This window comes from Pseudomonas sp., assembly GCF_049653025.1.
Classification (GTDB): domain Bacteria; phylum Pseudomonadota; class Gammaproteobacteria; order Pseudomonadales; family Pseudomonadaceae; genus Aquipseudomonas.
In genome coordinates this window covers 352,119-372,010 of the sequence record NZ_JBASFM010000006.1, presented here as the reverse complement: position 1 = coordinate 372,010, position 19,892 = coordinate 352,119, and the positions used below count along the sequence as shown (strand labels likewise).

Sequence of the window (19,892 nt, the reverse complement as noted above, 5' to 3'; positions counted from 1 at the left end):
TTTGACCAGCCGGAGGCTGTTACTAACGTAGCGCCTTGCAGGACTCTAGCTCGCAAGATCCTAAACAGATTCTTAGGGGAGGGAAGTGGCCGATTTTGCCGCTGCGCTTGGCGCTTGTGGTGAGTGCTGGGGCCGAAGCCGCGGTGCTAGCATCGCTGAGGTTTTCTCCTTGAGTGATTGCTCCGATGGATCGACTGATTCAGGCCAACGGCCAGCCGCATTACGGCATCTTTCCCGCTGCGCCCGGGGAGATCAATTACCGCGACTTTGACTTCCGCTCGCCCATGGGGCGACGCCTGGGAGCGTTGGCCAAGTGGCGGCGCTTTCACCAGTTCCAATACTTCGGGGTGATCAGCGACGAGCTGATCGGCGGCTGTGCGCTGGCCAACCTGAGCCTGGCCGGCATCGGCTTCGTCTACCTGTTTCATCCAGCCAGCGGACGCATGATCGAGCGTCAGTTCAAGCTGCCGCTTGGCTTTGGCAGTCAGTTCTCGCAGACGCCGGATGACGGTGTGTGCGAGTTGCGCAGTGGCCGTAACCTGCTGCGCCTGGAGAATTCGGGGGCGACGCGGGAAAAACGCCTGCTGGTGGAGCTGGATGACGGCACTCGCATCGATGCGCACTTCAGCGAGGCTGTGCCGGCGTTTCAACCCATGTGCATCAACACGCCAACGGCGACCAACGGCTGGGTTTATGCGCAGAAGGTGGCCGGCGTGCGGTGCGTGGGTCAGGTCAGCAGCGCGCTGGGTAACTTCGACCTGGCGCAGATCGGTGCGTTTGCCCACCACGACTGGTCGGCCGGCTATATGCGCCCCGAAACGCACTGGAACTGGGCTTGCCTGTCGGGCCAGGCCGGCGCGCAGAGGATGGGGCTGAACCTGTCGTGCGGGGTCAACGAAACCAGCTTCACCGAGAACTGCTTCTGGCTCGACGGCGAGCTGCACAAGGTCGATACGGTGCGCTTTGCCTTCGACCGCGAGCAGCCGCTGCAACCGTGGCAGATCAATTCGTTCGATGGCCAGGTGGAGCTGCACTTCGAAGGGCGTGGCTTGCACAAGGAACGCCTCAACCTGGGATTTATCGCGAGTAACTTCAAACAAATATTCGGCCAGTTCAATGGCGTGCTGCGTCCCACTGGCCGTCCCGAGGTGCGCATCGAAAACCTCTGGGGCTTTGTCGAAGACCAGTATGTAAAGTGGTGAAACCTTTTGCAGGCTTGCCTCGTTAAAAGGGTTATGGTTAGCTGGCTAATAATTAGTTTTTGATAGTTAAGAGCCGTTGTCCATGTCGCATACCGATCAACACCGTTTCGCCATGCAAGTTGCCCAACTCTCCCGCGCCTGGCGCGCCGAACTGGATCGCCGCCTGGTCGGCCTTGGCCTTTCCCAGGCCCGCTGGCTGGTGCTGCTGCACCTTGGGCGGTTTGCCGAACTGCCCACCCAGCGTGAACTGGCCCAGAGCGTGGGTGTCGAGGGTCCGACCCTGGCGCGCTTGCTCGACAGTCTCGAAGCGCAAGGCCTGGTCAGCCGTCAGGCAGTGCCTGAGGATCGTCGCGCAAAGAAGATCGCCCTCAGTCCACAAGCCCGTCCATTGATTGAAAAGATCGAAGCGATCTCCGCGCAACTGCGCCAAGAGGTGTTCGCCGGCATCGACGAAGACGAACTGCGGCGCTGCCAGAAGGTCCACGCGCAAGTGTTGAGTAACCTGGAAAAGCGCTGATGCAGGACGATCTGCCGGCTCTGCAGCAGCGCTTCGGCAAGCACTATCCACAGTGGTTGCTGGCGTTGCTGATGGTCGGCAGCATGGCCATGGTGCTGGCTTCGACCAGCATCAATGTCGCCTTGCCGGCGATCATGGCAGACTTTTCCATCGGCCGGCCGCTGGCGCAGTGGCTGTCCACCGGTTTTCTCGCGGCCATGACCGCCGGCCTGTTGCTGGCCGCCTGGGCCCATGCGCGCTTTGGGGCGCGGCGCACGGCGCAAGCCGGTCTGTTGCTGTTTATCCTCAGCTCGCTGTTGGCGTTGATCGTCGAGGCGGCCTGGCAGTTGATCGCCCTGCGCATCGTTCAAGGCTTGTGCGCCGGTATCGTCCAGCCGCTGGCGATGGTGCTGATCTTTCGCGTGTTCGCCGATGGTGGCCGGGGCATGGCGCTGGGACTTTACGGCCTCGGAGTGATGCTGGCTCCCACTCTGGGGCCGGGCATCGGCGGTTATCTGGTCGATCACTTCGGTTGGGTGGCGGTGTTCTGGATGCCCTTGCCGATGTGCCTGCTGGCGCTGCTGGCCGGGCAATGGTTGCTGCCTAATCAGGGCGATCGCAGCACGCCGTTGCTGGATTTTCGGGCATTCGCTTGGTTGTGCCTGGGCCTGTTTGCGGCGCTGGGCTTTCTGGCCGAAGCGCAACGCTTTGCCTGGTGGCAACCGCGGGTATGGGGCCTGGGGCTGCTGGCGGTCGTGGCGTTGGCCGCGTTTGTCTGGCGCAGTCGCCGCAGCGGCAAACCCTTGTTGCCGCTGAGCCTGTGGCGGCACGCCGGTTTTCGCAGCGCCAGTTGGGTGGCGTTGACCCTGGGGCTGGGCCTGTATGGTTCGACCTATCTGATTCCCCTGTACCTGCAAACTGTCGAGGGTTATAGCGCCGGCCAGGCTGGCATGCTGTTGCTGCCGGCGGGGCTGCTGATGGGCATGGCTTCGTTTGTTGCAGGCTGGCTGAGCGATCGCCTATCTGCGGCGCTGCTGCTGATCAGCGGCTTGTTGATCTTCACGCTGTCGGCTGCCGGCCTGGCCTGGGTTGGGCAGGGCGCGTCGTTCGCGCTGCTGTGCTTCTGGGCCTGCGTTGGTCGGGTCGGCCTGGGGGTGAGCTGCCGGCCTTGAGCACGGGCTCGCTGGATATCCTCAGCGTCGAAGAGCTGGCTCTGGGGGCCGGTGCTATCACCTTTGTGCGCCAGCTCGGCGGCGCGTTCGGGGTCAACCTGCTGACTTTCTTTCTCGAATGGCGGCATGCAGCCGAAGGCGGCCATCCGTTGGCTGAAGTGCTGGCCTTTGAGCAAAGCTTCTGGCTGGTCGCGGCGGTGTTCTTCGTCACGATTCTGGCCGCCTGGGGCGTCAGGCCGACAAGACGCTGACGGTCGATTGAAAGTGTGATCGACTTGTCATTTTATTGACTGCAAGCCTATGCTCCCACCTGTGATGGCTCTTTGCCAAACGGCGCTTGCCTGCTTATGGCGATGCGCGTCGTGATTATGGCCATGCACCAGCCGGGTTCGACATGGAACGTAATTCCCGAGTTTTTAGTTGCCGTCTTCTATGCTGTCCCAATGCGGGATGCGCGCGCCTCTCTGGCGTGTTGTGGGAAGTGCATAGCGAGCGGATTCACCGGGAGCGTCTTTTATGGCAAGGGTTCGTCAGTTACTGATTGGCCTGGCTTCAAGCTCGGCCCTCTACTCGAGTCTGGTTCCGGCCTTGGGGCTGGGCGAGATCACCCTGCATTCGGCGCTGAGCCAGCCGCTGGATGCCGAAATCGAATTGTTTGATGTCGGCGACCTGACCGCTGAAGACATGCGTGTACGTCTGGCACCTGCCGATGTGTTCAGCCGTTCCGGCGTCGATCGCCTGTACTTCTTCAGTGACCTGCGTTTCACCCCGTTGCTGCGCGGCGGCAAGAGCGTGATTCGCGTGGTTTCGAGCCAGCCGGTGCGCGAGCCTTACCTGAACTTTATCGTCGAAGTGGTGCGTCCCAACGGTCAGCTGTACCGCGAATACACCGTGCTACTCGATCCGCCTGGCTCTTCGGCTTATCGCAGCCTGGCCGCAGCGCCAGAACCGTTGCCTGCCGCCGTGCGCCCCATCAATAGGGGCGCACCTGCTACAGCGCAGCCGGTCAGTGCGCCGCGAGCAATGCCGACAGCTGAGCAAGGCCAACGCTACAGCGTGGTCAGCGGCGACAGCCTGTGGAAGATCGCCGCACGCCTGCGCGAGGTCGGTAGCACGGTCTCCCAGCAGGATTTGATGAACGATATCCATGCGCTTAACCCTCAGGCGTTTATCAATGGCGATATCAATCGGATGCGTGCCGGCGGCGAGTTGTTGTTGCCCGACAGCGTCGCACGCACACCTGCTGTTGCAGATATTGATTCGTCGGTGGCCGCTGATGCCGCAGTCGTGTCTGCGCCCGCTGAGGCGGTCGTTGTTGAGCTCTTGGTTGGCGAATCGCCAGATGCAGTGGCGGATCAGCAGGCATTGCTTAAAGAGCAGAGTCGCGTTGATCAGGAACTGGCCAATCAGATTGCCGAAACCTCGCAGTTGCAGCAGAGCCTGGCTCAGCTGGGCGTACAGGTAGAAGCGCTGCAGGAACAGATGGCCGCGCGTGATCGGCAGATTGCCGGATTGCAGGCTGAGCTGGCAGCGCGCACGGCGGCGGCAGCGGTTGTCCCGACCGCTCCGGTTACAGCTGCAGCCCCTGACACGTCGGATAACAACTGGCTGACAGCCGGCCTGGCTTTGCTGGCGCTACTGTTTGCCGGCGTTGTCGGTGTGTTGTGGCGTTCGCGAAACCGTTCGCCGGAGCCGCAAGCACCGGTTGAGCAAGTGTCTGTCGCAGTCAGGCCGACTGCCGCCGTGGCTCCGCGCGCGGCTGCCGCGGTATCGGTCAGCGCGCACACCGCGCCTAGCACCGGCCCCATCTGGCCGGAGGCCGATAAAACCGATGCCCTGCAGAGTGCCAATGTGTACATCGCCTATGGCCGTTTTGCCGATGCCGCGACGACCTTGCGCCAGGCGCTGCGGGTGCAACCGCAACGCAGTGACATCGGTTTCCGCCTGCTCGAGGTGCTGGCCAAGCTGGGCGATATACAGGCCTTTAGCGAGCTGGAGAGCAACTTGCGTGCTGCAGGCTTCAACGCGGTGCGTATCGATGAGTTGAAGGCGCGGCATGCCGAGCTGTTCAGCACACCGCCGACTGAGTTGCTGGACGATGCGGAGCTGCACCTCGATGACGTGTCGCTGGAAGTGTCGGAAAGCAGCGTGCCCGACGACAGCAATCTCAATCTGGACGATCTGTCACTGGATGCCGACTGGGACCTAGTCAGTCCGTTCTCGCCTGCTGCGCCGAACAAGACACAAAGTGCCCCCAGCCCGGTCAGCGCGAAAGCCTCGGACAGTTTTGAAATGGGCGCTGGTCGCGATGCGCGCAGCCCATTTGCCGAGTCGATGCTGGTGGAGGAAACCACGCAGGACGGTTGGGCGGATGAGGAACTCAGCGATGCCTTTGCCGATCAGCCCAAGGCCGCGCCGCTCACCGTTATCAGTGAACTGGACGATCTGGCGGGCAGTCGCGACAACCTGGCCAAGCTCAATATGGCCCTGGCCTATATCGAGCAGGGCAGTCTGGACAGCGCCTGCAGTATCCTCAATGAAATCATCAGCAGCGGTGACGAGAAGCAGAAACAGAGGGCGCGGCAGTTACTGGCAAGAATCGCCTAGTTAGCTTTCTCCCCCCAGCGCCCGCTCAGCAGAGCGGGCGTTTTCGTTTTAGCGGCCTGCGCGTAGCACGCTATCATCGCGCTTCGATCGTCAGGGAGTCCGCCATGTCCAGCGCCAAAGCCGAAGTTGTCATCACCTACTGCACTCAGTGCCAATGGCTGCTGCGTGCCGCCTGGCTGGCCCAGGAGCTGCTCTCGACTTTTGCCGATGACCTGGGCAAGGTCAGCCTGGAGCCGGGTACTGGTGGGGTGTTTCGCATCACCTGCGACATGGTGCAGATCTGGGAGCGCAAGGCCGATGGCGGCTTCCCCGAGGCCAAGGTGCTCAAGCAGCGTGTGCGTGACCAGATCGACCCGGCCCGCGATCTGGGCCACAACGACCGACCGGCTGGTTAAGCGCCTGAATTACTTGGCCAGACGCGCCGAAAGAAAGATCGCGCTGATGATCAGCAGGCCGCCGGCGAGCATGCGCAGGGTCGGTACTTCGCTGAACAGCAGCCAGGCAAAGGCAATCCCGTAGATCGGCTCCAGGGCGAAAATCACCGCCGTGGTGCGGGCCTTGAGCACGCGCAGGCTGGCAACGAACAGGCTGTGTGCCAGGCCCGTGCAGAAGATGCCGAGCATGGCCATCCACAACCAGTCCTGCGCCTGCACGCTGGGCAGCACCGGCCAGGCCAGCGGCATAAATACCAGCAGTACCGCCAGGTTCTGGTACAGCGCAGCCTGTACCGGGTCGATGCCACGGGTGCTGGCGCGGTTGAGCAGCGACAGCAGGGCAAACAGCAGACCCGACAGCACTGCCCAGAGCAGGCCGCTGGTGGCCTGGCTGGCCAGGTCGAAATTCGGGGTGACTAGTACCAACCCGAGGCACACCAGGGCAACCATGGCGTACTCGGCCGGCTGGGTGCGTTCGCGAAACAACAGGCCTTCGAGCAGTACGGTAAACGCTGGAAAGCTGGCAAAACCGAGGGTGGCGATGGCCACGCCGGAGATATGTACTGATTCGAAAAAGCTCCACCAGTGGCCGCCGAGCAACAGACCGCCAAGGGTCAGCAGGCCCAGTTGGCGCAAGCTGAGGCGTTGCAGTTCGGCCTTGCTCAGCAGTTTGGCGAACAGCAGCAGGGCCAGTACGGCAAACACCGAACGGCCGGCGGTGATCATTTGCGGTGCGGTGTTCGCCAGTTTGCCGAAGATCCCGGACAAGCCGAACAGCAGGGCGCCCAGGTGAATGGCCCAAAGGGCCTTACGTTGATTCATGCCAGGCGCGCGCCATTGGGCAGCGGTTTGTCGAAGCTGGCCAGCACCACCTTGTTGTCGGCGTCATACACGCCAGTCACCAGCACCTCGGAGCGCACGCCAGCGATGCGCTTGGCGGCGAAGTTGCACACGCAGAGCACTTGGCGGCCGAGCAACTGTGCGCAGTCGTAGTGGGCGGTGAGTTGTGCGCTGGACTGCTTGATGCCCAGCTCGCCGAGGTCGACCTGCAGAACGTAGGCCGGCTTCAGGGCTTTTTCATTGACCTGCGCGGACAGCACGGTGCCGACGCGCAGTTCCACCCGTTGAAAGTCGTCCCATTCGATCTGTTGCATAGCGCCGCCCCCTGATTGCAGCTTGCAGTCTAGGGGGCGCTCGTACGCTTGTCTGTCGCCAGGCTTGCGGTGTTTGTCGCGTTACTCGCGCTGCAAACGCAGGGCGCGTGCCGAGCGGCCGAACTGGCGCGAGAGGGCAGCGGTAAACGCGCTTTGCGAGCTGTAGCCAACCTGCGCGGCGATTTCGCCGATTGCCAGAGTGCTGTGCTGCAACAGCTGGCGGGCCAGTTGCAAGCGTCGGCTGCGCACGTAATCCATGGGTGTTTGCCCGGTGGCGCTGAGAAAGCGCACATGAAAGCGCGCCGCCGAGAGCCCGGCCAGCCGCGCCAGATCGGCGACTTGCAGCGGGTGGGCGGCATGCTGGTCGATATGCGCGTCGATCGCCGCCAGCGGCAGACTGCTGGGCTCAGGAGGGCTGGTCGCATCATTGGCCAGGCTGGCCAGAAGCAGAGCCGCACCTTGCTGAGCGATCACCGGGTCATTGATCGGGCTGGCCGCCAGCCAGCTGACCAGCTGCCCCTGCGCCGGGTTGAGGCTGACCGCTGCCGGCGTGTCGAGCAGCCTGCGAGTGGCATTGGCATGCCGGCCCAGTTGCTGCTGCAACCACTGCTCGGACGGCACGTCGAGCACCAGGCATTGGCTGCCGGCTTTGCTGCCGCAGGCATGTTGGGCGTCACAAGGCACCACGGCCAAGGTCTGCCGGGTGATCAAACTGCCGCGGCCGGCCACTTCAAAGTCGAGCAGACCGCTCAGGCCGAATACCAGCTGGGCATGCGCATGGCTGTGGCTGAGCAGTTCATGGCTGTAGTGACGCAACGACAGCAGCGAGGGCATGGTGGGCTCCTAGTTCAAGCGGCTAAGTCTACCCGCAGACCAGGCGCGTGCGCTGTCATCGAATCGCCACGCCGCTGTCATGGTGGTTTCACTGGCGCTGCGCAGACTCGAGCAAACCCAGCCGGAGGTCGTCTATGACCAGCGCCCAGCTCGCCAAACCGAGTCGTAAGCAACGTGTCCGCACCCTGTGGATTTCCGATGTGCACCTGGGCACCCGCGATTGCCAGGCGGAACATCTGGCGGCGTTTCTCAAACGCTACCAGACCGACAAGGTCTACCTGGTCGGCGACATCATCGACGGCTGGAAACTGCGTAGCGGCGTGTACTGGCCGCAGGCGCACAGCAACGTGATCCGCCGCTTGCTGACCATGAGCAAGCGCGGCACCGAGGTGATCTATGTCACCGGTAACCATGATGAGTTTCTGCGCCGCTATTCCAGCCTGATCCTGGGCAATATCCAGCTGGTCGACGAGGCCGAGCACATCACCGCCGATGGTCGTCGCCTGCTGGTGATTCACGGCGACCAGTTCGACGTGATCACCCGTTACCACCGTTGGCTGGCCTTTCTCGGCGACTCGGCCTACGGCTTTACCCTGACCCTCAACCGCTGGCTGAATTTCTGGCGCAGCCGTTATGGCTACGGCTACTGGTCGCTGTCGGCGTACCTCAAGCACAAGGTCAAGAGTGCGGTGAGCTTTATCAGTGACTTTGAAGAGGCAATCGTCCACGAGTGCGTCAAGCGTGGCTTCAATGGTGTGGTCTGCGGGCATATCCACCATGCCGAGATCCGCCCGATGGGCGATGTCGAGTACATGAATTGCGGCGACTGGGTGGAGTCCTGCACGGCGCTGATCGAGCATCTGGATGGCAGTATCGAGCTGTATCGGCTGGCCGATGACCAGGCCCGTCAGGCTCAGGCCGTGGCGCAGCCGGTGGCCGCCGCCGAGCCCGTGTTGTGAGGGTGCTGATTGTTTCGGATGCCTGGACGCCGCAGGTCAATGGCGTGGTCACCAGCTTGCAGGCGCTGGTTGCTGAGCTGCGCGGCCTGGGCCATCAGGTCAAGCTGCTGTCGCCGGCGGATTTTCGCACGCTGCCGTGCCCCAGCTACCCGGAAATTCCGCTGGTGTGGAATGTCTGGAAAGTCGGCGCGGCGATTCGTGATTTTCAGCCCGACTGCGTGCACCTGGCCACCGAAGGCCCGCTCGGCTGGGCGGCCCGGCGCTGGTTGGTTAAGCGTGGCTTGGCCTTTTCCAGCGCCATCCACACGCGTTTTCCCGAATACATCAACACCCGCTGGCCCTGGATTCCGCTGAGTTGGGGTTATGCCTTCCTGCGCGCGTTTCATCGGCCGAGCCAGGCCGTTTTGGTGACGACCGAGCGCATGCGCGACGAGTTTACTGGCTGGGGTTTTCGGCACCTGGCGTTATGGCGCAAGGGCGTCGATACCCGGCTGTTTCAGCCCTCAAACACGCCGTTGAACCGGGTTGCGCCGGCGTTTCTGTATGTCGGGCGGATTGCCGCGGAGAAGAATATCGAGGCGTTTCTGCGCCTCGATCTGCCGGGGGAGAAGCAGGTGGTCGGCGATGGCCCGCAGCGTGAAGCCCTGCAAGCGGCTTATCCGCAGGTACAGTTTCTCGGTTATCGGCACGGCGCGGCATTGGCCCAGGCCTATCAACAGGCCAGCGTGCTGGTATTTCCGTCGCGTACCGATACCTATGGCCTGGTGATGCTTGAAGCCTTGGCGTGCGGCACACCGGTGGCGGCTTTTCCCGTAGCCGGGCCGCTGGATATTGTGCAAGCGGGTGTCAGCGGAGTGCTGGACGAGGATTTGCGCGCGGCCTGCCTGGCGGCGTTGGCGCTGGATCGTGAGCAGTGCGCCGCGCTGGCGGCGCGGCAATCCTGGGCAGCGTCGGCGCTGGAGTTTCTTGCGCAGCAACCGCTGATCGGCACCGGCGCAGACGTACAGGCCCAGGTGGGGCTTACATGATCACCTTGTCACGCAGCTTATCAGCGGCATGACTGAGGGCCTGGATGACCTTTTCCTTGTCGAAGTTCTGGATGCCGTTGGTGTCCAGGTACATCGAGAACCCTGGCAGTTCGTGTTCGACATAGCTGGAGGTGGCACCCAGGTCGCGGCGGAAATCCACCACCTGGTAGATCTGCACCGGACGGGTAAAGCCTTTGACTGTGATCTGGCCCTTATCGCGGCACATGATCACGTCCTTGATCAGTGAGTAGGTCTCGTGGGAGATCAGGATTTCGCCGGATTCGGCGGCGCTTTCCAGGCGGCTGGCGAGGTTCACGTCGCGGCCGATGATGGTGTAGTCCATGCGCGTGTCGGCGCCGAAGTTGCCCACCGTGCAGTAGCCGGTGTTTAGACCCATGCGGATTTCCAGCGGCTTGGTGATGCCCTGGGCGCGCCACTGCTGGCGTAGCACCTTCATATGCTTGCGCATGGCGATGGCCATGGACACCGCGTTTACCGCGTCCTTCTTCGCGCCTTTGCTGGCTGGGTCGCCAAAGAACACCATCACGCAGTCGCCGACGAACTTGTCGATGGTGCCGCCGTATTTCAGGCATATCTTCGACATTTCGTTGAGGTAGGTGTTGAGCAGGTCGGTCAGGGCTTCGGCTTCCAGTTCCTCGGACAGCTCGGTAAAGCCCTTGATGTCGGAGAAGAACACCGTGAGCTTCTTGCGCTGGGTTTCCAGGCGCACGCTCTTCTTGCCGCTGAAGATCGACTCCCACACCTGCGGCGACAGGTACTTGGCCAGGTTGCGCGCCAGCCGCGCGGCTTTTTCCTGCTCGCGGGTGATTTCGCTGCGCACATGGGCCAGGCGCAGGCCCTGCTGGTGCACGAAGTAGGCGGTGATGCAGATATACAGGGTGGTAAAGAAGATGCTGACCAGTGCCACCAGCGCCGGGGTATGGATGTTCGGCTTGATGCCAAGCAGCGCTGCGCTGAGTACTGCGCTGCTCAGGGCGATCAGTCCCGCCAGGCCCAGGTAGCGCAGGCCACCGATCACCAGCGAGCTGAACAGCAGAATCAGCAGCGACATCAGGCTGGGCACCACCGAGAACCCGAGCAGGGCCACTACACCACCCGAATGCAGCGCATCAACAAACAGCAGGCCGAGGGTGGTGCGCTGCGGGTGGTCGCGCTTGAAGCGTAGGCTCAGGTGGTGCGCCAAGTGCGGGTAGAGCAGGGCGTAAGGCACCATCCAGAGGATGTCGTAGGAAAAATGCTGGGTGAAGGTTCCGGCGGCGATGCTGGCGGCGATGGCGATATAGGCCAGGACGCGCGAGTAGTATTCGCGCAACGGCGGTGCCGGCAGTTCTGAGAGTCGGGGGGCGGTCTTGACATTCATCCTTTGGAACAATCCCTGCTGCTTGGCTGGCACCTCTGCTGGGTGCCTGGGCGGCACGCCATGGCTGGCGTGCAAAATAGCCAGGGATCATAACCAAGCCCATGACAACCGCCAAGCGCGGCAGCCGAACGGCTGTAAGGCCTTGGTTAGCGGTCAGTCTAGAATTTAATCCGCCCGGTAAAGGCATCCTTGAGCATCACCCAGTCGCCCATCAGCGAGTAGAAGGGGTAATCGAAGGTGGCCGGGCGATTCTTTTCAAACACGAAGTGGCCCACCCAGGCAAAGCCATAACCGACCAGCGGGATGGCCAGCAGCCATAGCCATTGCTGTGTAAGCAGGGCATAGCCCAGCACACTGAGCACCAACAGACTGCCAACATAGTGCAGGCGGCGGCAGGTGGCGTTGCTGTGTTCCTGCAGGTAATAGGGGTAGAACTCGGCAAAGCTGGCGTAGCGCTGCTGGGTTTCAGTGGTCATGGCAGGCCTCCGGTTTATTCTTCTGTGGGCGGCAGTGATTGCAGCCATCACGGGTTACTTGCAGTCTAGGTCGACTGACTCGTTAGGCCACTGACATTCGGTGCCAGTTTAGTATCCTTCGGTCGCCCTTTTTGCTGACTCACAATAAGAAAACGCCATGAGCGAACGCACCACTTCCTCCAGTTGGGCCTCCGGTATCGTGCAAGCGTTGGAGCTTGGCGGTGTCGATTGCCGCAGCCTGTTTACCCAGTTGGGCCTCGACTACGCGGCCCTCGGCGATGCCGATGCGCGCTTCCCCCAGGATGGCATGACGCGCCTTTGGCACATGGCCGTAGAAGCATCCGGCAATCCGGCGATTGGCCTGAACATGGCGAAAACCTTGCGGCCATCCTCGTTCAACGTGGTGGGTTATGCGGTGATGTCCAGCCGCAACCTGCAGGAAGGTTTTGCTCGCCTGGTGCGCTATCAGCGGATCATTGGCGAGGGGGCCGACCTGAGCTTCCACCCGACGCCCGAAGGCTACGAGATGGTCCTGGCGATCCATGGTGACCGCCTGCCGTCGGCCCGACAGAGCGCCGAGGCTTCGCTGGCGCATTCCCTGGCGTTCTGCCGTTGGCTCACCGGCAAACCGCTACGGCCGCGCCTGGTCAGCTTTATGGGGCCGCCGCCGGAAGACCTGGAACCCTACCGTGAGGTGTTTCAGTGCCCGCTGAAGTTCAATGCCGAGCACTATGCGTTGCTGTTCGAACGTGCCGACCTGGATGCGCCGCTGCCGTCGGCCAACGAGGCCCTGGCGCAGTTGCACGATCGCTTTGCCGGGGATTATCTGGCGCGCTTCTCCGGCAGCCGGGTGACCCATCAGGCGCGTCAGGTGCTGTGTCGCCTGTTGCCCCAGGGTGAGCCCAAGCGCGAGACGGTGGCGCAGGCCTTGTTGTTGTCCGAGCGCACCTTGCAGCGCCGTTTGCAGGATGAAGGCACCAGCTACCAGCACCTGCTCGACGACACACGGCGCGAGCTGGCCGCGCAGTACCTCGGCCAGCCCAACCTGACGTTGCTGGAAATCTCCTACCTGTTGGGCTTTGCCGACCCGAGTAACTTCTTCCGCGCGTTCCGCCGCTGGTTCGAGGTCACCCCAGGCGAGTACCGCGCACGGTTGTAGCGGCATGCGCGGGCTCTTAGAACCTGTTTCGGACCTCGCGAGCTAGAGCGAGACAAGGCAAAAAGGGCCGAGGAAGCGGAGTTTACGAGTTGTAAAAGCATTACTCGTTGCACTCGCCCTTCGGGTCGCGCTAAAGCGCGTTAGCCGCAGCGGCTTGCCGAGCCTGTTTTTAACGCAGTATCGCCGACGCGCAGCAGATCCGAGACAGGTTCTCAATGACGCCAGAAGGTCGGCATCAACAGCACCAGCACGGTGAGGATTTCCAAGCGCCCCAGCAGCATGCCGAGGGTCAGCAGCCATTTGGCCGTATCCGGTAGGGTGGCGAAGTTGCCTGCCGGGCCGATGATCGGGCCCATGCCCGGGCCGACGCCGGATACCGTGCTGGCTGCACCGCTGAGCGCGGTGATCCAGTCCAGGCCGCAGAGCGTCAGGCCGAGGGCGAGTGCGGCGATGGTGATGGTGAAAAAGAACGAGAAGGTCAGGATCGAACGAACGATGTCCTCATCCAGGTGATGGCGGTTGTACTGCTGCTTGATCACCGCGCGCGGGTGCACCAGCTGCATCAGGTTGGCCTTGAGCAGGATATAGGCGACCTGGAAGCGGAACACCTTTAAACCGCCAGCGGTTGAGCCCGAGCAGCCACCGATAAAGCCCAGGTAGAAGAACAGCATGCCGGCAAAGCCGCCCCACAGGCTGTAGTCGCCGAGGGCAAAGCCGGTGGTGGTCATCACCGAGGTGGTGTTGACGGCCACGTGGCGCACGGCTTCGAGCCAGTGCAGTTCGGTGGTCAGGCAATACCAGGTGCCCATCACCACCCAGGTGCTCAGCAAGATGGTCAGAAAGCCTCGCACCTGCTGATCCTTGATCAGTGCCTTGTAGTTACCGCGCAGCATCGAGGCAAACAGTACGAACGGCACGCTGCCGAGAATCATCAGCAACACCAGCACCCAGTGCACGCCCGGCTCGCTCCATTTGCCAACCGACTGGTCCGAAGTGGAAAAGCCACCGGTGGAGATCGCCGACATGGTGTGGTTGATCGCGTCGAACAGGCCCATGCCGGCGATCCACAGGGCCAGGCAGCCGAACAGGCTGATGCCCAGGTAGGCGGCCACCATGTATTTGGCCACCATGTGTGAGCGCGGCATGATCTTCTCGGAACGGTCCGAGGATTCGGTCTGGAACAGGCGCATGCCGCCGATACGCAGCATCGGCAGAATCGCCACGGCCATGGCGATAAAACCGATACCGCCCAGCCAGTGCAGCAGCGAGCGCCAGATCAGGATGCCCGGCGACATGCTGTCGAGTCCGATCAGCACGGTGGCCCCGGTGGCGGTGATGCCGGACATGCTCTCGAAGATCGCGTCGGTAAGGCCCAGGTGCTGCGAGAACATAAAGGGCAGGGCGGCGAAGATGCCCACCAGCACCCAGCTGGATACGGTCAGCAGGTACATGTCGCGCGGGCGCAGCTGCACATCCTTGGGCCGGCCCTGGATGATCATCGCCATGCCGGCGACGAAGGTGATCAGGCTCGACCAGAGAAAGGCGTTGAGCTCGTTGGGGCGCGAGAAAATCATCAGGGTCAGCATGGGCACGGCCATGCTGATCGCCAGGGTCAGCAGAAAGATGCCGTTGATAAAGGTGATGATGCGTAAGGTTGGCCAGGCCATCTAAGCGCGTTCCGTGTCCGTTGATAACAGAGAGTAGTGCCTGAGCGCCTGCGTCAGTGACGCCAGAACGCGCGGGTAAACAGCACCAGCACGGTGAGAATTTCCAGGCGGCCGAGCAGCATGCCGATGGTCAGCAGCCATTTGGCCGCGTCCGGCAGGGTCGAGAAGTTGCCCGCCGGACCGATGATCGGGCCCAGGCCCGGGCCGACGTTGCACACGGCGGTGGCGGCACCGGTCAGCGCGGTGACCCAGTCGAGGCCGACCAGGGTCAGGCCGAGGGCGATCACGCCGATGGTGACGCTGAAAAAGAACGAGAAGGTGATCATCGAGCGAACGATGTCTTCATCCAGGCTGTGGCCGTTGTACTGCTGCTTGATCACCGCGCGGGGGTGCACCAGCTGCTGCAGGTTGGCCTTGAGCAGAACGTAGGCGACCTGGAAGCGGAAAATCTTCAAACCGCCGGAAGTGGAGCCCGAGCAGCCACCGATAAAGGTCAGGTAGAAGAACAGCAGCACCGCAAAACCGCCCCAGGTGGTGTAGTCACCGAGGGCAAAGCCGGTGGTGGTCACTACCGAGGTGACATTCACCGCGACGATGCGAAAGGCGTCGAGCCAGCTGTGCTCCGAGTTCTGCCAGAGCCAGGTGCCAAAAACCAGCCAGGTGAGAACTAGAAAACCAATAAAGCCGCGTACCTGATGGTCCCTCAACAGGACTTTACGATTGCCGCGCAGGGTCGCGACATACAAGGTAAAGGGCAGTCCACCAATAATCATCAGCACGACGGCGACCCAATGCACCGCCGGTTGCGGCCAGTTGGCCAGGGAGGAATCCGAGGTGGAAAAACCGCCGGTGGAGATCGATGCCATGGAGTGGTTGATGGCGTCGAAGGGCGTCATTCCCGCCGCCCAGAAGGCCAGGAAACCCAGCAGGGTAAAGCCCAGATAAACCAGCAGGATGTATTTGGCCGCCATATGCGAGCGCGGCATGACCTTCTCGCCCCAATCCGAGGATTCGGTCTGGAACAGGCGCATGCCACCGACCCGCAGCAATGGCAGGATCGCCACGGCCATGCCGATAAAACCGATGCCGCCGAGCCAGTGCAGCATCGAGCGCCAGATCAGCAGGCCGGGCGAGGCGCTGTCGAGGCCGGTCAATATGGTCGAACCGGTGGTGGTAACGCCGGACATGGTCTCGAAAAACGCGTCGGTGTAGCTGATGTGATGGATCAGCACCATCGGCAGCGCGGCGAAAATGCACACAATGACCCAGCTGGCGGTGGTCAGCAGGTACATGTCGCGTGGGCGCAGGTGCGCTTCCTTGGGCCTGCCCGGAGCGATCATGACGATGCCGGCGATGGCGGTGATCAGGCTGGACCAGAGAAAGGCGTTGAGGTCGTCGGTGCGTGAATAGATCAGCAGCGTCAGCAATGGCAGCAACATGCTGATGGCCAGGGTGATCAGGAAGATGCCGAGAATAAAAGCGATGATGCGCAGTGTCGGCAATGACATGAATTCGGGCTCGGCTTTGGAGTGGCAAAGGGGCGTCATTCTACGCGCGCCATGGGCGCTGTACAGCCACCTGCGAGCGCACTTTACAAGTCACAGGCGCGGCATAGAATAGCCGCCCGCTCAGGCCATGTAGGCCGGACTGTGGGAAAACCACTGCGCGTACGTTTACGCCAGCTGAGGTGCCGGCCCTTGCCGGTTTCTGAGTCGTCTAAATCATGTCTGATAGCAACCCTTGTCTTAGCTGTGGCGCGTGCTGCGCGCATTTTCGGGTGTCGTTCTTCTGGGGCGAGTGCCAATCGGCCGGTGGTGTGGTGCCAGATGACCGCGTGGTGCTGATCACCCCGCACCGCGTCGCCATGCTCGGCACCGAAAGCAAACCGGTGCGTTGCACGGCCTTGCTCGGCGAGGTCGGTGAAGGGGTGCGCTGCACCTTGTATGAGCAGCGTTCGAGCACCTGTCGCGAGTTCGAGGCCTCCTGGGTCAATGGCGAACACAACGCGCATTGCGACGATGCGCGCCGCGCCTATGGCTTGCCGCCACTGACGCCGCCGGTACTGCCGAGCGTCGAGCCGGAGCGCGTGGCCTGACGCCGTGGCTATCGGGTGGCTGCACCCAGGCACTAGAATGGTCGACTGATCCAATCTCTGAGGTGGCTGATGGACGCTCTTGATGCGCTGCTAAACCGTGTTTCCGCGCCCCGCCTGGTGGCCCCCGCACCCGATGCGGCGCAGCGCGAGCTGCTGTTTCGTGCGGCCCTGCGCGCGCCGGATCACGGCCAGTTGCGGCCCTGGCGCTTTCTCACCATCGAAGGCGCGGCGCTGACCCAGCTGGGCGAACTGTTTGCCAGCGCGCTGCCCGCCGATGCCAGCCCCGAGGCAGTGGCCAAGGCGCATGCCATGCCGCTGCGTGCGCCGTTGCTGGTGGTCGTGGTGGCGCGTCTGCAGGCGCATTTCAAGGTGCCGCAGCAGGAGCAGCTGCTGGCGGCGGGGTGCGCGGCGCATGGCATTCTGCTCGCCGCGCATGCTCAGGGCATCGGCGCGGTCTGGCGCACCGGTGAACTGGCGTATAACCCGCAGGTCGCCGCCGGGCTTGGCCTGGGCGCGGGCGAGCAGATTGTCGGCTTCCTCTACCTGGGCACCCCGGAGCGTGAGTTGCGCGCCGTGCCGCAGCTGGAACTGGCCGACTTCGTCAGTGCCTGGGCGGCCCCTCAGTCACCGGTTTGAGCGGCAGCAGTAAGCTGGCGCAGAAACCGCCGTCGGGGTGATTGCTCAGTTCCAGGCTACCGCCGTGGCGTTCGGCGGCGCGACGGGCAATCGCCAATCCCAGGCCGTGGCCGCTACTGGTTTGCCCCGGCGCGCGGAAGAACGGCTCACCCAGGCGCGCCAGGTGTTCAGCGGCTACGCCCGGACCATGGTCACGCACGCTCAGGCATAGCTGATCGGCGTCTTTCACCACGCTCAGTTCGATTGCCTGCCCCACCGGGTTGAAGCGCAGCGCATTGCGCAGCAGGTTTTCCACCGCACGCTGGAGCATGTCCGGCCAGCCATTGAGGTTGAGGCCAGGCTCTGCCTGCACCTCGATCTGCTGCTCGGGGGCATCCAGGCGTGCGTCGTCTTGCAGCTTGTGCAGCAAGGCGCTCAGGTCAATCGGTTGCGTCGCGCCGGGGTCGGCGTCGAGGCGGGCGAGGGCGAGAATCTCGCTGATCAGGGCTTCCAGGCGGTCGCATTCCTGATTCAGGCGTGGCCAGTACTTCTCGCGTTCGGCCGTATCGGCCCGCTCGGTCAGGGCCAGGGCGATGCGCAGGCGCGCCAGGGGGGAGCGCAATTCATGGGACACGTCGCGCAGCAGCTGGCGCTGGCTGCCGATCAACCCTTGCAAACGCGCGCCCATGCGGTTGAAGTCGCCGGCCAGCACGCCGAGTTCATCGCGGCGTTCGGCCAGCTGCGCCAGGCTGTTCTGCTGGTAGGCGGTCTGGCCGAGGTCATGCACCGCACCGCGCAGTCGATCCAGCGGGCGGGTGATCGATAGGGTCAGCCAGAGGCTGAACAGGGTCAGCACCAGCATGGCAATGCCCAGCGCGCTGAGTGGCCAGAGCAGGCTGTCGCGCTGCCAGGCGGCGACTTCGGGAATCGGGATGCGGTAGATAAACAGGTAGGTTTCGCCGCTGTGCGGGCTGGTGTAGTCGACACTCAAACGCCGCCAGGGCAGGCGCTTTTCATTCATGTGGCGGGCTTCAAAGGCTGCCGCGCGGGGCGGGAAGGTGCCCTTGATCACCGGCTGGCCGCTGTCGTCGAGCACCTGCACGTCGATTCTGAACTTGCGTTTGCGTTGTTCGAGCAGCGCTTGGGCGGCGCGCGGGCCCTGCTTTTCGTAGCGCTGCGTCCACTTCTCGGCGAGGTCATCCATGCCCGGATGCTGGTTGAGCAGCCAGGCGTCCTGATTGAGCATGCGCCCAAGCAGCATGGACAGCCCGGCAACCAGGGCGATAGCCAGCCAGAAGCTGGCAAAGATGCGCCAGAACAGTGAACGCACGGTAACTCCTTAACTAACAGAAACGCCCATCAAGCCTTGCGGCTGGATGGGCGTAGGCCTACAGGGGTGTCGGCTTAGTTTTTCTTCGCCTGTTCAGCTTGCCAGGCTTTGAATGCAGCATGTTCGGCGCGACGCTCTTCCATCTTCTTCTGGTGCTCGTCGAAGGCCTTTTGTTGCTCGGGCTTGAGCAGGGCGCGGATGGCGCTGTGCTGTTTGTCCTTGGCAGCCTTCAATTCGTCCTGCATGGCTTTCTGCTCGGCGGCCGGCAGTTTGTCCAGGTAGCGCTGGGTGATTTCGTGGCGGCCCTTCATCTGCTCGCCCATCAGTTTGCGGATATCGCGGTGCTGCTCTTTGCTCAGGTCGAGCTCTTTGAACATGCGGGAACCGTGCTCGCCGCCGCCATGGCGTGGGCCGCCTTCGGGCATGGCCATAGCCAGGGTTGGCAGGGTCATGGCGAGCAGTACTGCGGTAAGGGTCTTGCGCATGGTGTGTCTCCTTGTCTGAAACCGGTAAACACCGGATGAGCCCAGTCTAGGGCGGTCAAGGTCAAGGGCAGTCAGGCCAAGGTAAAGCTTAGGTAAAGAGCGCGGCTGAGCAGATTTACTCAGACGCTGTAGTAGTAGCCGCGGCTACGCAGGGCCAGGATGCGCTGGCGGCCATCGGCGTGTGGGCCGAGCTTTTTGCGCAGGTTGCTGACGTGCATATCCAGGCTGCGGTCGTACAGGGTCAACTTGCGGCCCAGCGCCAGTTGCGCCAGCTCCTGCTTATCGACAGGCTCGCCAGGGTGGCGCAGCAAGGCTTCGAGAATGCGGCTTTCCGAGAGGGTGAGGAGCACTTCCAGCTCGCCCAAGGTGACAATGCCACGGGCCTGGCTGTAGTGCAGGTCGCCCAGGTCGAGCTGGCTGGACGTTGCAACTGGCAGGCTGCGGCGCAATACGGCGCGCAGGCGGGCGGTCAGCTCGCGGGGGTCGCAGGGCTTGGCCAGGTAGTCGTCGGCACCCAGTTCCAGGCCGAGAATGCGGTCCAGCGGTTCGCCGCGGGCCGATAGCATCAGCACTGGCAGTTCCGGGTGATCGCTGCGCAGCTGTTTGAGCAGTTCCAGGCCGCTGCCATCGGGCAGCATCACATCCAGCACTACTGCGTCCGGGGTGTGGCTGGCAAGGGCGCGGCGGGCGCTGCCGCCGTCATGGCAGGCGCTGACTTGGAAACCTTCCTGGGTCAGCCAGCTGGTCAGCAATTCGCACAGTTCGATATCGTCGTCGATTAGCAGCAAGGCACTCATG

Annotated in this window: 21 protein-coding genes; 11 read left to right on the top strand and 10 right to left on the bottom strand. The window is 62.8% G+C overall.

The window, feature by feature from the left end; translation table 11 throughout:
- Nucleotides 1–185 precede the first annotated feature (185 nt).
- From WBK23_RS04790 to WBK23_RS04765, 6 genes are all read left to right on the top strand, one after another.
- Nucleotides 186–1,202: a DUF2804 domain-containing protein gene (locus WBK23_RS04790; protein WP_424482827.1), complete on the top strand. Its 1,017-nt coding sequence runs from the start codon at nt 186–188 to the stop codon at nt 1,200–1,202.
- An 82-nt stretch (nt 1,203–1,284) separates the two neighbouring features.
- Nucleotides 1,285–1,719 carry a MarR family transcriptional regulator gene (locus tag WBK23_RS04785; RefSeq protein ID WP_090248226.1) on the top strand — a complete coding sequence of 145 codons (435 nt, stop codon included), beginning with the start codon at nt 1,285–1,287 and terminating at the stop codon, nt 1,717–1,719.
- The gene (locus WBK23_RS04780) at nt 1,719–2,870 is read left to right on the top strand and encodes an MFS transporter (protein ID WP_424482826.1); all 1,152 of its coding nucleotides are present in this window, start codon (nt 1,719–1,721) and stop codon (nt 2,868–2,870) included. Before WBK23_RS04785 ends, WBK23_RS04780 begins: the two co-directional genes overlap by 1 nt.
- The gene (locus WBK23_RS04775; RefSeq protein WP_424482825.1) at nt 2,867–3,121 is read left to right on the top strand and encodes a hypothetical protein; all 255 of its coding nucleotides are present in this window, start codon (nt 2,867–2,869) and stop codon (nt 3,119–3,121) included. The genes WBK23_RS04780 and WBK23_RS04775 overlap by 4 nt, the downstream gene beginning before the upstream one ends.
- 265 nt (nt 3,122–3,386) lie before the next feature.
- A complete protein-coding gene (locus WBK23_RS04770) occupies nt 3,387–5,477 on the top strand; it encodes a FimV/HubP family polar landmark protein (protein WP_424482824.1) in 2,091 nt (696 codons plus the stop codon).
- 104 nt (nt 5,478–5,581) lie between these two features.
- The gene (locus WBK23_RS04765) at nt 5,582–5,872 is read left to right on the top strand and encodes a SelT/SelW/SelH family protein (RefSeq protein WP_424482823.1); all 291 of its coding nucleotides are present in this window, start codon (nt 5,582–5,584) and stop codon (nt 5,870–5,872) included.
- 9 nt (nt 5,873–5,881) lie between these two features.
- On the opposite strand, the gene WBK23_RS04760 is transcribed toward WBK23_RS04765, so the two are convergent.
- The 3 genes from WBK23_RS04760 to WBK23_RS04750 all read right to left on the bottom strand — a co-directional run bounded on the left by WBK23_RS04760 (nt 5,882) and on the right by WBK23_RS04750 (nt 7,899).
- Entirely contained in the window at nt 5,882–6,733 is an 852-nt protein-coding gene (locus WBK23_RS04760; RefSeq protein WP_424482822.1) for a DMT family transporter, read from the bottom strand.
- Nucleotides 6,730–7,065, bottom strand: coding sequence for a tRNA-binding protein (locus WBK23_RS04755; protein WP_424482821.1), 336 nt, complete (start codon nt 7,063–7,065; stop codon nt 6,730–6,732). Before WBK23_RS04755 ends, WBK23_RS04760 begins: the two co-directional genes overlap by 4 nt.
- Nucleotides 7,066–7,146: 81 nt before the next feature.
- Complete coding sequence (locus WBK23_RS04750; protein ID WP_424482820.1) at nt 7,147–7,899, bottom strand: AraC family transcriptional regulator; 753 nt, start codon at nt 7,897–7,899, stop codon at nt 7,147–7,149.
- A gap of 134 nt (nt 7,900–8,033) precedes the next feature.
- Here WBK23_RS04750 and WBK23_RS04745 point away from each other — a divergent pair, with 134 nt between their 5' ends.
- Both WBK23_RS04745 and WBK23_RS04740 read left to right on the top strand, forming a co-directional pair.
- Entirely contained in the window at nt 8,034–8,858 is an 825-nt protein-coding gene (locus WBK23_RS04745; protein WP_424482819.1) for a UDP-2,3-diacylglucosamine diphosphatase, read from the top strand.
- The gene (locus WBK23_RS04740) at nt 8,855–9,886 is read left to right on the top strand and encodes a glycosyltransferase family 4 protein (RefSeq protein WP_424482818.1); all 1,032 of its coding nucleotides are present in this window, start codon (nt 8,855–8,857) and stop codon (nt 9,884–9,886) included. The genes WBK23_RS04745 and WBK23_RS04740 overlap by 4 nt, the downstream gene beginning before the upstream one ends.
- Here WBK23_RS04740 and WBK23_RS04735 read toward each other — a convergent pair.
- The gene (locus WBK23_RS04735; protein ID WP_424482817.1) at nt 9,879–11,267 is read right to left on the bottom strand and encodes an adenylate/guanylate cyclase domain-containing protein; all 1,389 of its coding nucleotides are present in this window, start codon (nt 11,265–11,267) and stop codon (nt 9,879–9,881) included. The two genes, WBK23_RS04740 and WBK23_RS04735, sit on opposite strands and share 8 nt — an antisense overlap.
- Nucleotides 11,268–11,425: 158 nt before the next feature.
- Complete coding sequence (locus WBK23_RS04730) at nt 11,426–11,743, bottom strand: Mpo1-like protein (protein ID WP_424482816.1); 318 nt, start codon at nt 11,741–11,743, stop codon at nt 11,426–11,428.
- 157 nt (nt 11,744–11,900) lie between these two features.
- Between WBK23_RS04730 and WBK23_RS04725 the strand changes: the two genes are divergently transcribed.
- Nucleotides 11,901–12,902 (top strand): AraC family transcriptional regulator, encoded by a 1,002-nt coding sequence (locus WBK23_RS04725; protein ID WP_424482815.1) that lies wholly within the window; start codon nt 11,901–11,903, stop codon nt 12,900–12,902.
- Nucleotides 12,903–13,114: 212 nt separating this feature from the next.
- On the opposite strand, the gene WBK23_RS04720 is transcribed toward WBK23_RS04725, so the two are convergent.
- Nucleotides 13,115–14,569: a TrkH family potassium uptake protein gene (locus WBK23_RS04720; protein WP_424482814.1), complete on the bottom strand. Its 1,455-nt coding sequence runs from the start codon at nt 14,567–14,569 to the stop codon at nt 13,115–13,117.
- Nucleotides 14,570–14,622: 53 nt separating this feature from the next.
- Complete coding sequence (locus tag WBK23_RS04715) at nt 14,623–16,077, bottom strand: TrkH family potassium uptake protein (protein WP_424482813.1); 1,455 nt, start codon at nt 16,075–16,077, stop codon at nt 14,623–14,625.
- Between the two features lie 215 nt (nt 16,078–16,292).
- On the opposite strand from WBK23_RS04715, the gene WBK23_RS04710 reads away from it, so the two are divergent.
- Together WBK23_RS04710 and WBK23_RS04705 are read left to right on the top strand one after the other, a co-directional pair.
- A complete protein-coding gene (locus tag WBK23_RS04710; RefSeq protein WP_424482812.1) occupies nt 16,293–16,664 on the top strand; it encodes a YkgJ family cysteine cluster protein in 372 nt (123 codons plus the stop codon).
- 69 nt (nt 16,665–16,733) lie between these two features.
- Complete coding sequence (locus WBK23_RS04705; RefSeq protein ID WP_424482811.1) at nt 16,734–17,300, top strand: nitroreductase family protein; 567 nt, start codon at nt 16,734–16,736, stop codon at nt 17,298–17,300.
- On the opposite strand, the gene WBK23_RS04700 is transcribed toward WBK23_RS04705, so the two are convergent.
- The 3 genes from WBK23_RS04700 to WBK23_RS04690 all read right to left on the bottom strand — a co-directional run bounded on the left by WBK23_RS04700 (nt 17,266) and on the right by WBK23_RS04690 (nt 19,891).
- Complete coding sequence (locus WBK23_RS04700; RefSeq protein WP_424482810.1) at nt 17,266–18,609, bottom strand: sensor histidine kinase; 1,344 nt, start codon at nt 18,607–18,609, stop codon at nt 17,266–17,268. The two genes, WBK23_RS04705 and WBK23_RS04700, sit on opposite strands and share 35 nt — an antisense overlap.
- 74 nt (nt 18,610–18,683) lie before the next feature.
- On the bottom strand, nt 18,684–19,094 hold the full coding sequence (locus WBK23_RS04695; RefSeq protein WP_424482809.1) for a Spy/CpxP family protein refolding chaperone: 411 nt from the start codon (nt 19,092–19,094) through the stop codon (nt 18,684–18,686).
- Nucleotides 19,095–19,213: 119 nt separating this feature from the next.
- Nucleotides 19,214–19,891 (bottom strand): response regulator transcription factor, encoded by a 678-nt coding sequence (locus WBK23_RS04690; RefSeq protein WP_424482808.1) that lies wholly within the window; start codon nt 19,889–19,891, stop codon nt 19,214–19,216.
- Nucleotide 19,892: the final 1 nt, after the last annotated feature.

What these genes read in the sequence shown, in the direction of transcription:
- WBK23_RS04690 (WP_424482808.1), bottom strand. Translation starts at nt 19,891, where the DNA reads ATGAGTGCCTTGCTGCTAATCGACGACGATATCGAACTGTGCGAATTG.
- WBK23_RS04705 (WP_424482811.1), top strand. Translation starts at nt 16,734, where the DNA reads ATGGACGCTCTTGATGCGCTGCTAAACCGTGTTTCCGCGCCCCGCCTG.
- WBK23_RS04750 (WP_424482820.1), bottom strand. Translation starts at nt 7,899, where the DNA reads ATGCCCTCGCTGCTGTCGTTGCGTCACTACAGCCATGAACTGCTCAGC.
- WBK23_RS04755 (WP_424482821.1), bottom strand. Translation starts at nt 7,065, where the DNA reads ATGCAACAGATCGAATGGGACGACTTTCAACGGGTGGAACTGCGCGTC.
- WBK23_RS04765 (WP_424482823.1), top strand. Translation starts at nt 5,582, where the DNA reads ATGTCCAGCGCCAAAGCCGAAGTTGTCATCACCTACTGCACTCAGTGC.
- WBK23_RS04720 (WP_424482814.1), bottom strand. Translation starts at nt 14,569, where the DNA reads ATGGCCTGGCCAACCTTACGCATCATCACCTTTATCAACGGCATCTTT.
- WBK23_RS04710 (WP_424482812.1), top strand. Translation starts at nt 16,293, where the DNA reads ATGTCTGATAGCAACCCTTGTCTTAGCTGTGGCGCGTGCTGCGCGCAT.
- WBK23_RS04780 (WP_424482826.1), top strand. Translation starts at nt 1,719, where the DNA reads ATGCAGGACGATCTGCCGGCTCTGCAGCAGCGCTTCGGCAAGCACTAT.
- WBK23_RS04725 (WP_424482815.1), top strand. Translation starts at nt 11,901, where the DNA reads ATGAGCGAACGCACCACTTCCTCCAGTTGGGCCTCCGGTATCGTGCAA.
- WBK23_RS04695 (WP_424482809.1), bottom strand. Translation starts at nt 19,094, where the DNA reads ATGCGCAAGACCCTTACCGCAGTACTGCTCGCCATGACCCTGCCAACC.
- WBK23_RS04785 (WP_090248226.1), top strand. Translation starts at nt 1,285, where the DNA reads ATGTCGCATACCGATCAACACCGTTTCGCCATGCAAGTTGCCCAACTC.
- WBK23_RS04770 (WP_424482824.1), top strand. Translation starts at nt 3,387, where the DNA reads ATGGCAAGGGTTCGTCAGTTACTGATTGGCCTGGCTTCAAGCTCGGCC.
- WBK23_RS04745 (WP_424482819.1), top strand. Translation starts at nt 8,034, where the DNA reads ATGACCAGCGCCCAGCTCGCCAAACCGAGTCGTAAGCAACGTGTCCGC.
- WBK23_RS04760 (WP_424482822.1), bottom strand. Translation starts at nt 6,733, where the DNA reads ATGAATCAACGTAAGGCCCTTTGGGCCATTCACCTGGGCGCCCTGCTG.
- WBK23_RS04735 (WP_424482817.1), bottom strand. Translation starts at nt 11,267, where the DNA reads ATGAATGTCAAGACCGCCCCCCGACTCTCAGAACTGCCGGCACCGCCG.
- WBK23_RS04715 (WP_424482813.1), bottom strand. Translation starts at nt 16,077, where the DNA reads ATGTCATTGCCGACACTGCGCATCATCGCTTTTATTCTCGGCATCTTC.
- WBK23_RS04790 (WP_424482827.1), top strand. Translation starts at nt 186, where the DNA reads ATGGATCGACTGATTCAGGCCAACGGCCAGCCGCATTACGGCATCTTT.
- WBK23_RS04730 (WP_424482816.1), bottom strand. Translation starts at nt 11,743, where the DNA reads ATGACCACTGAAACCCAGCAGCGCTACGCCAGCTTTGCCGAGTTCTAC.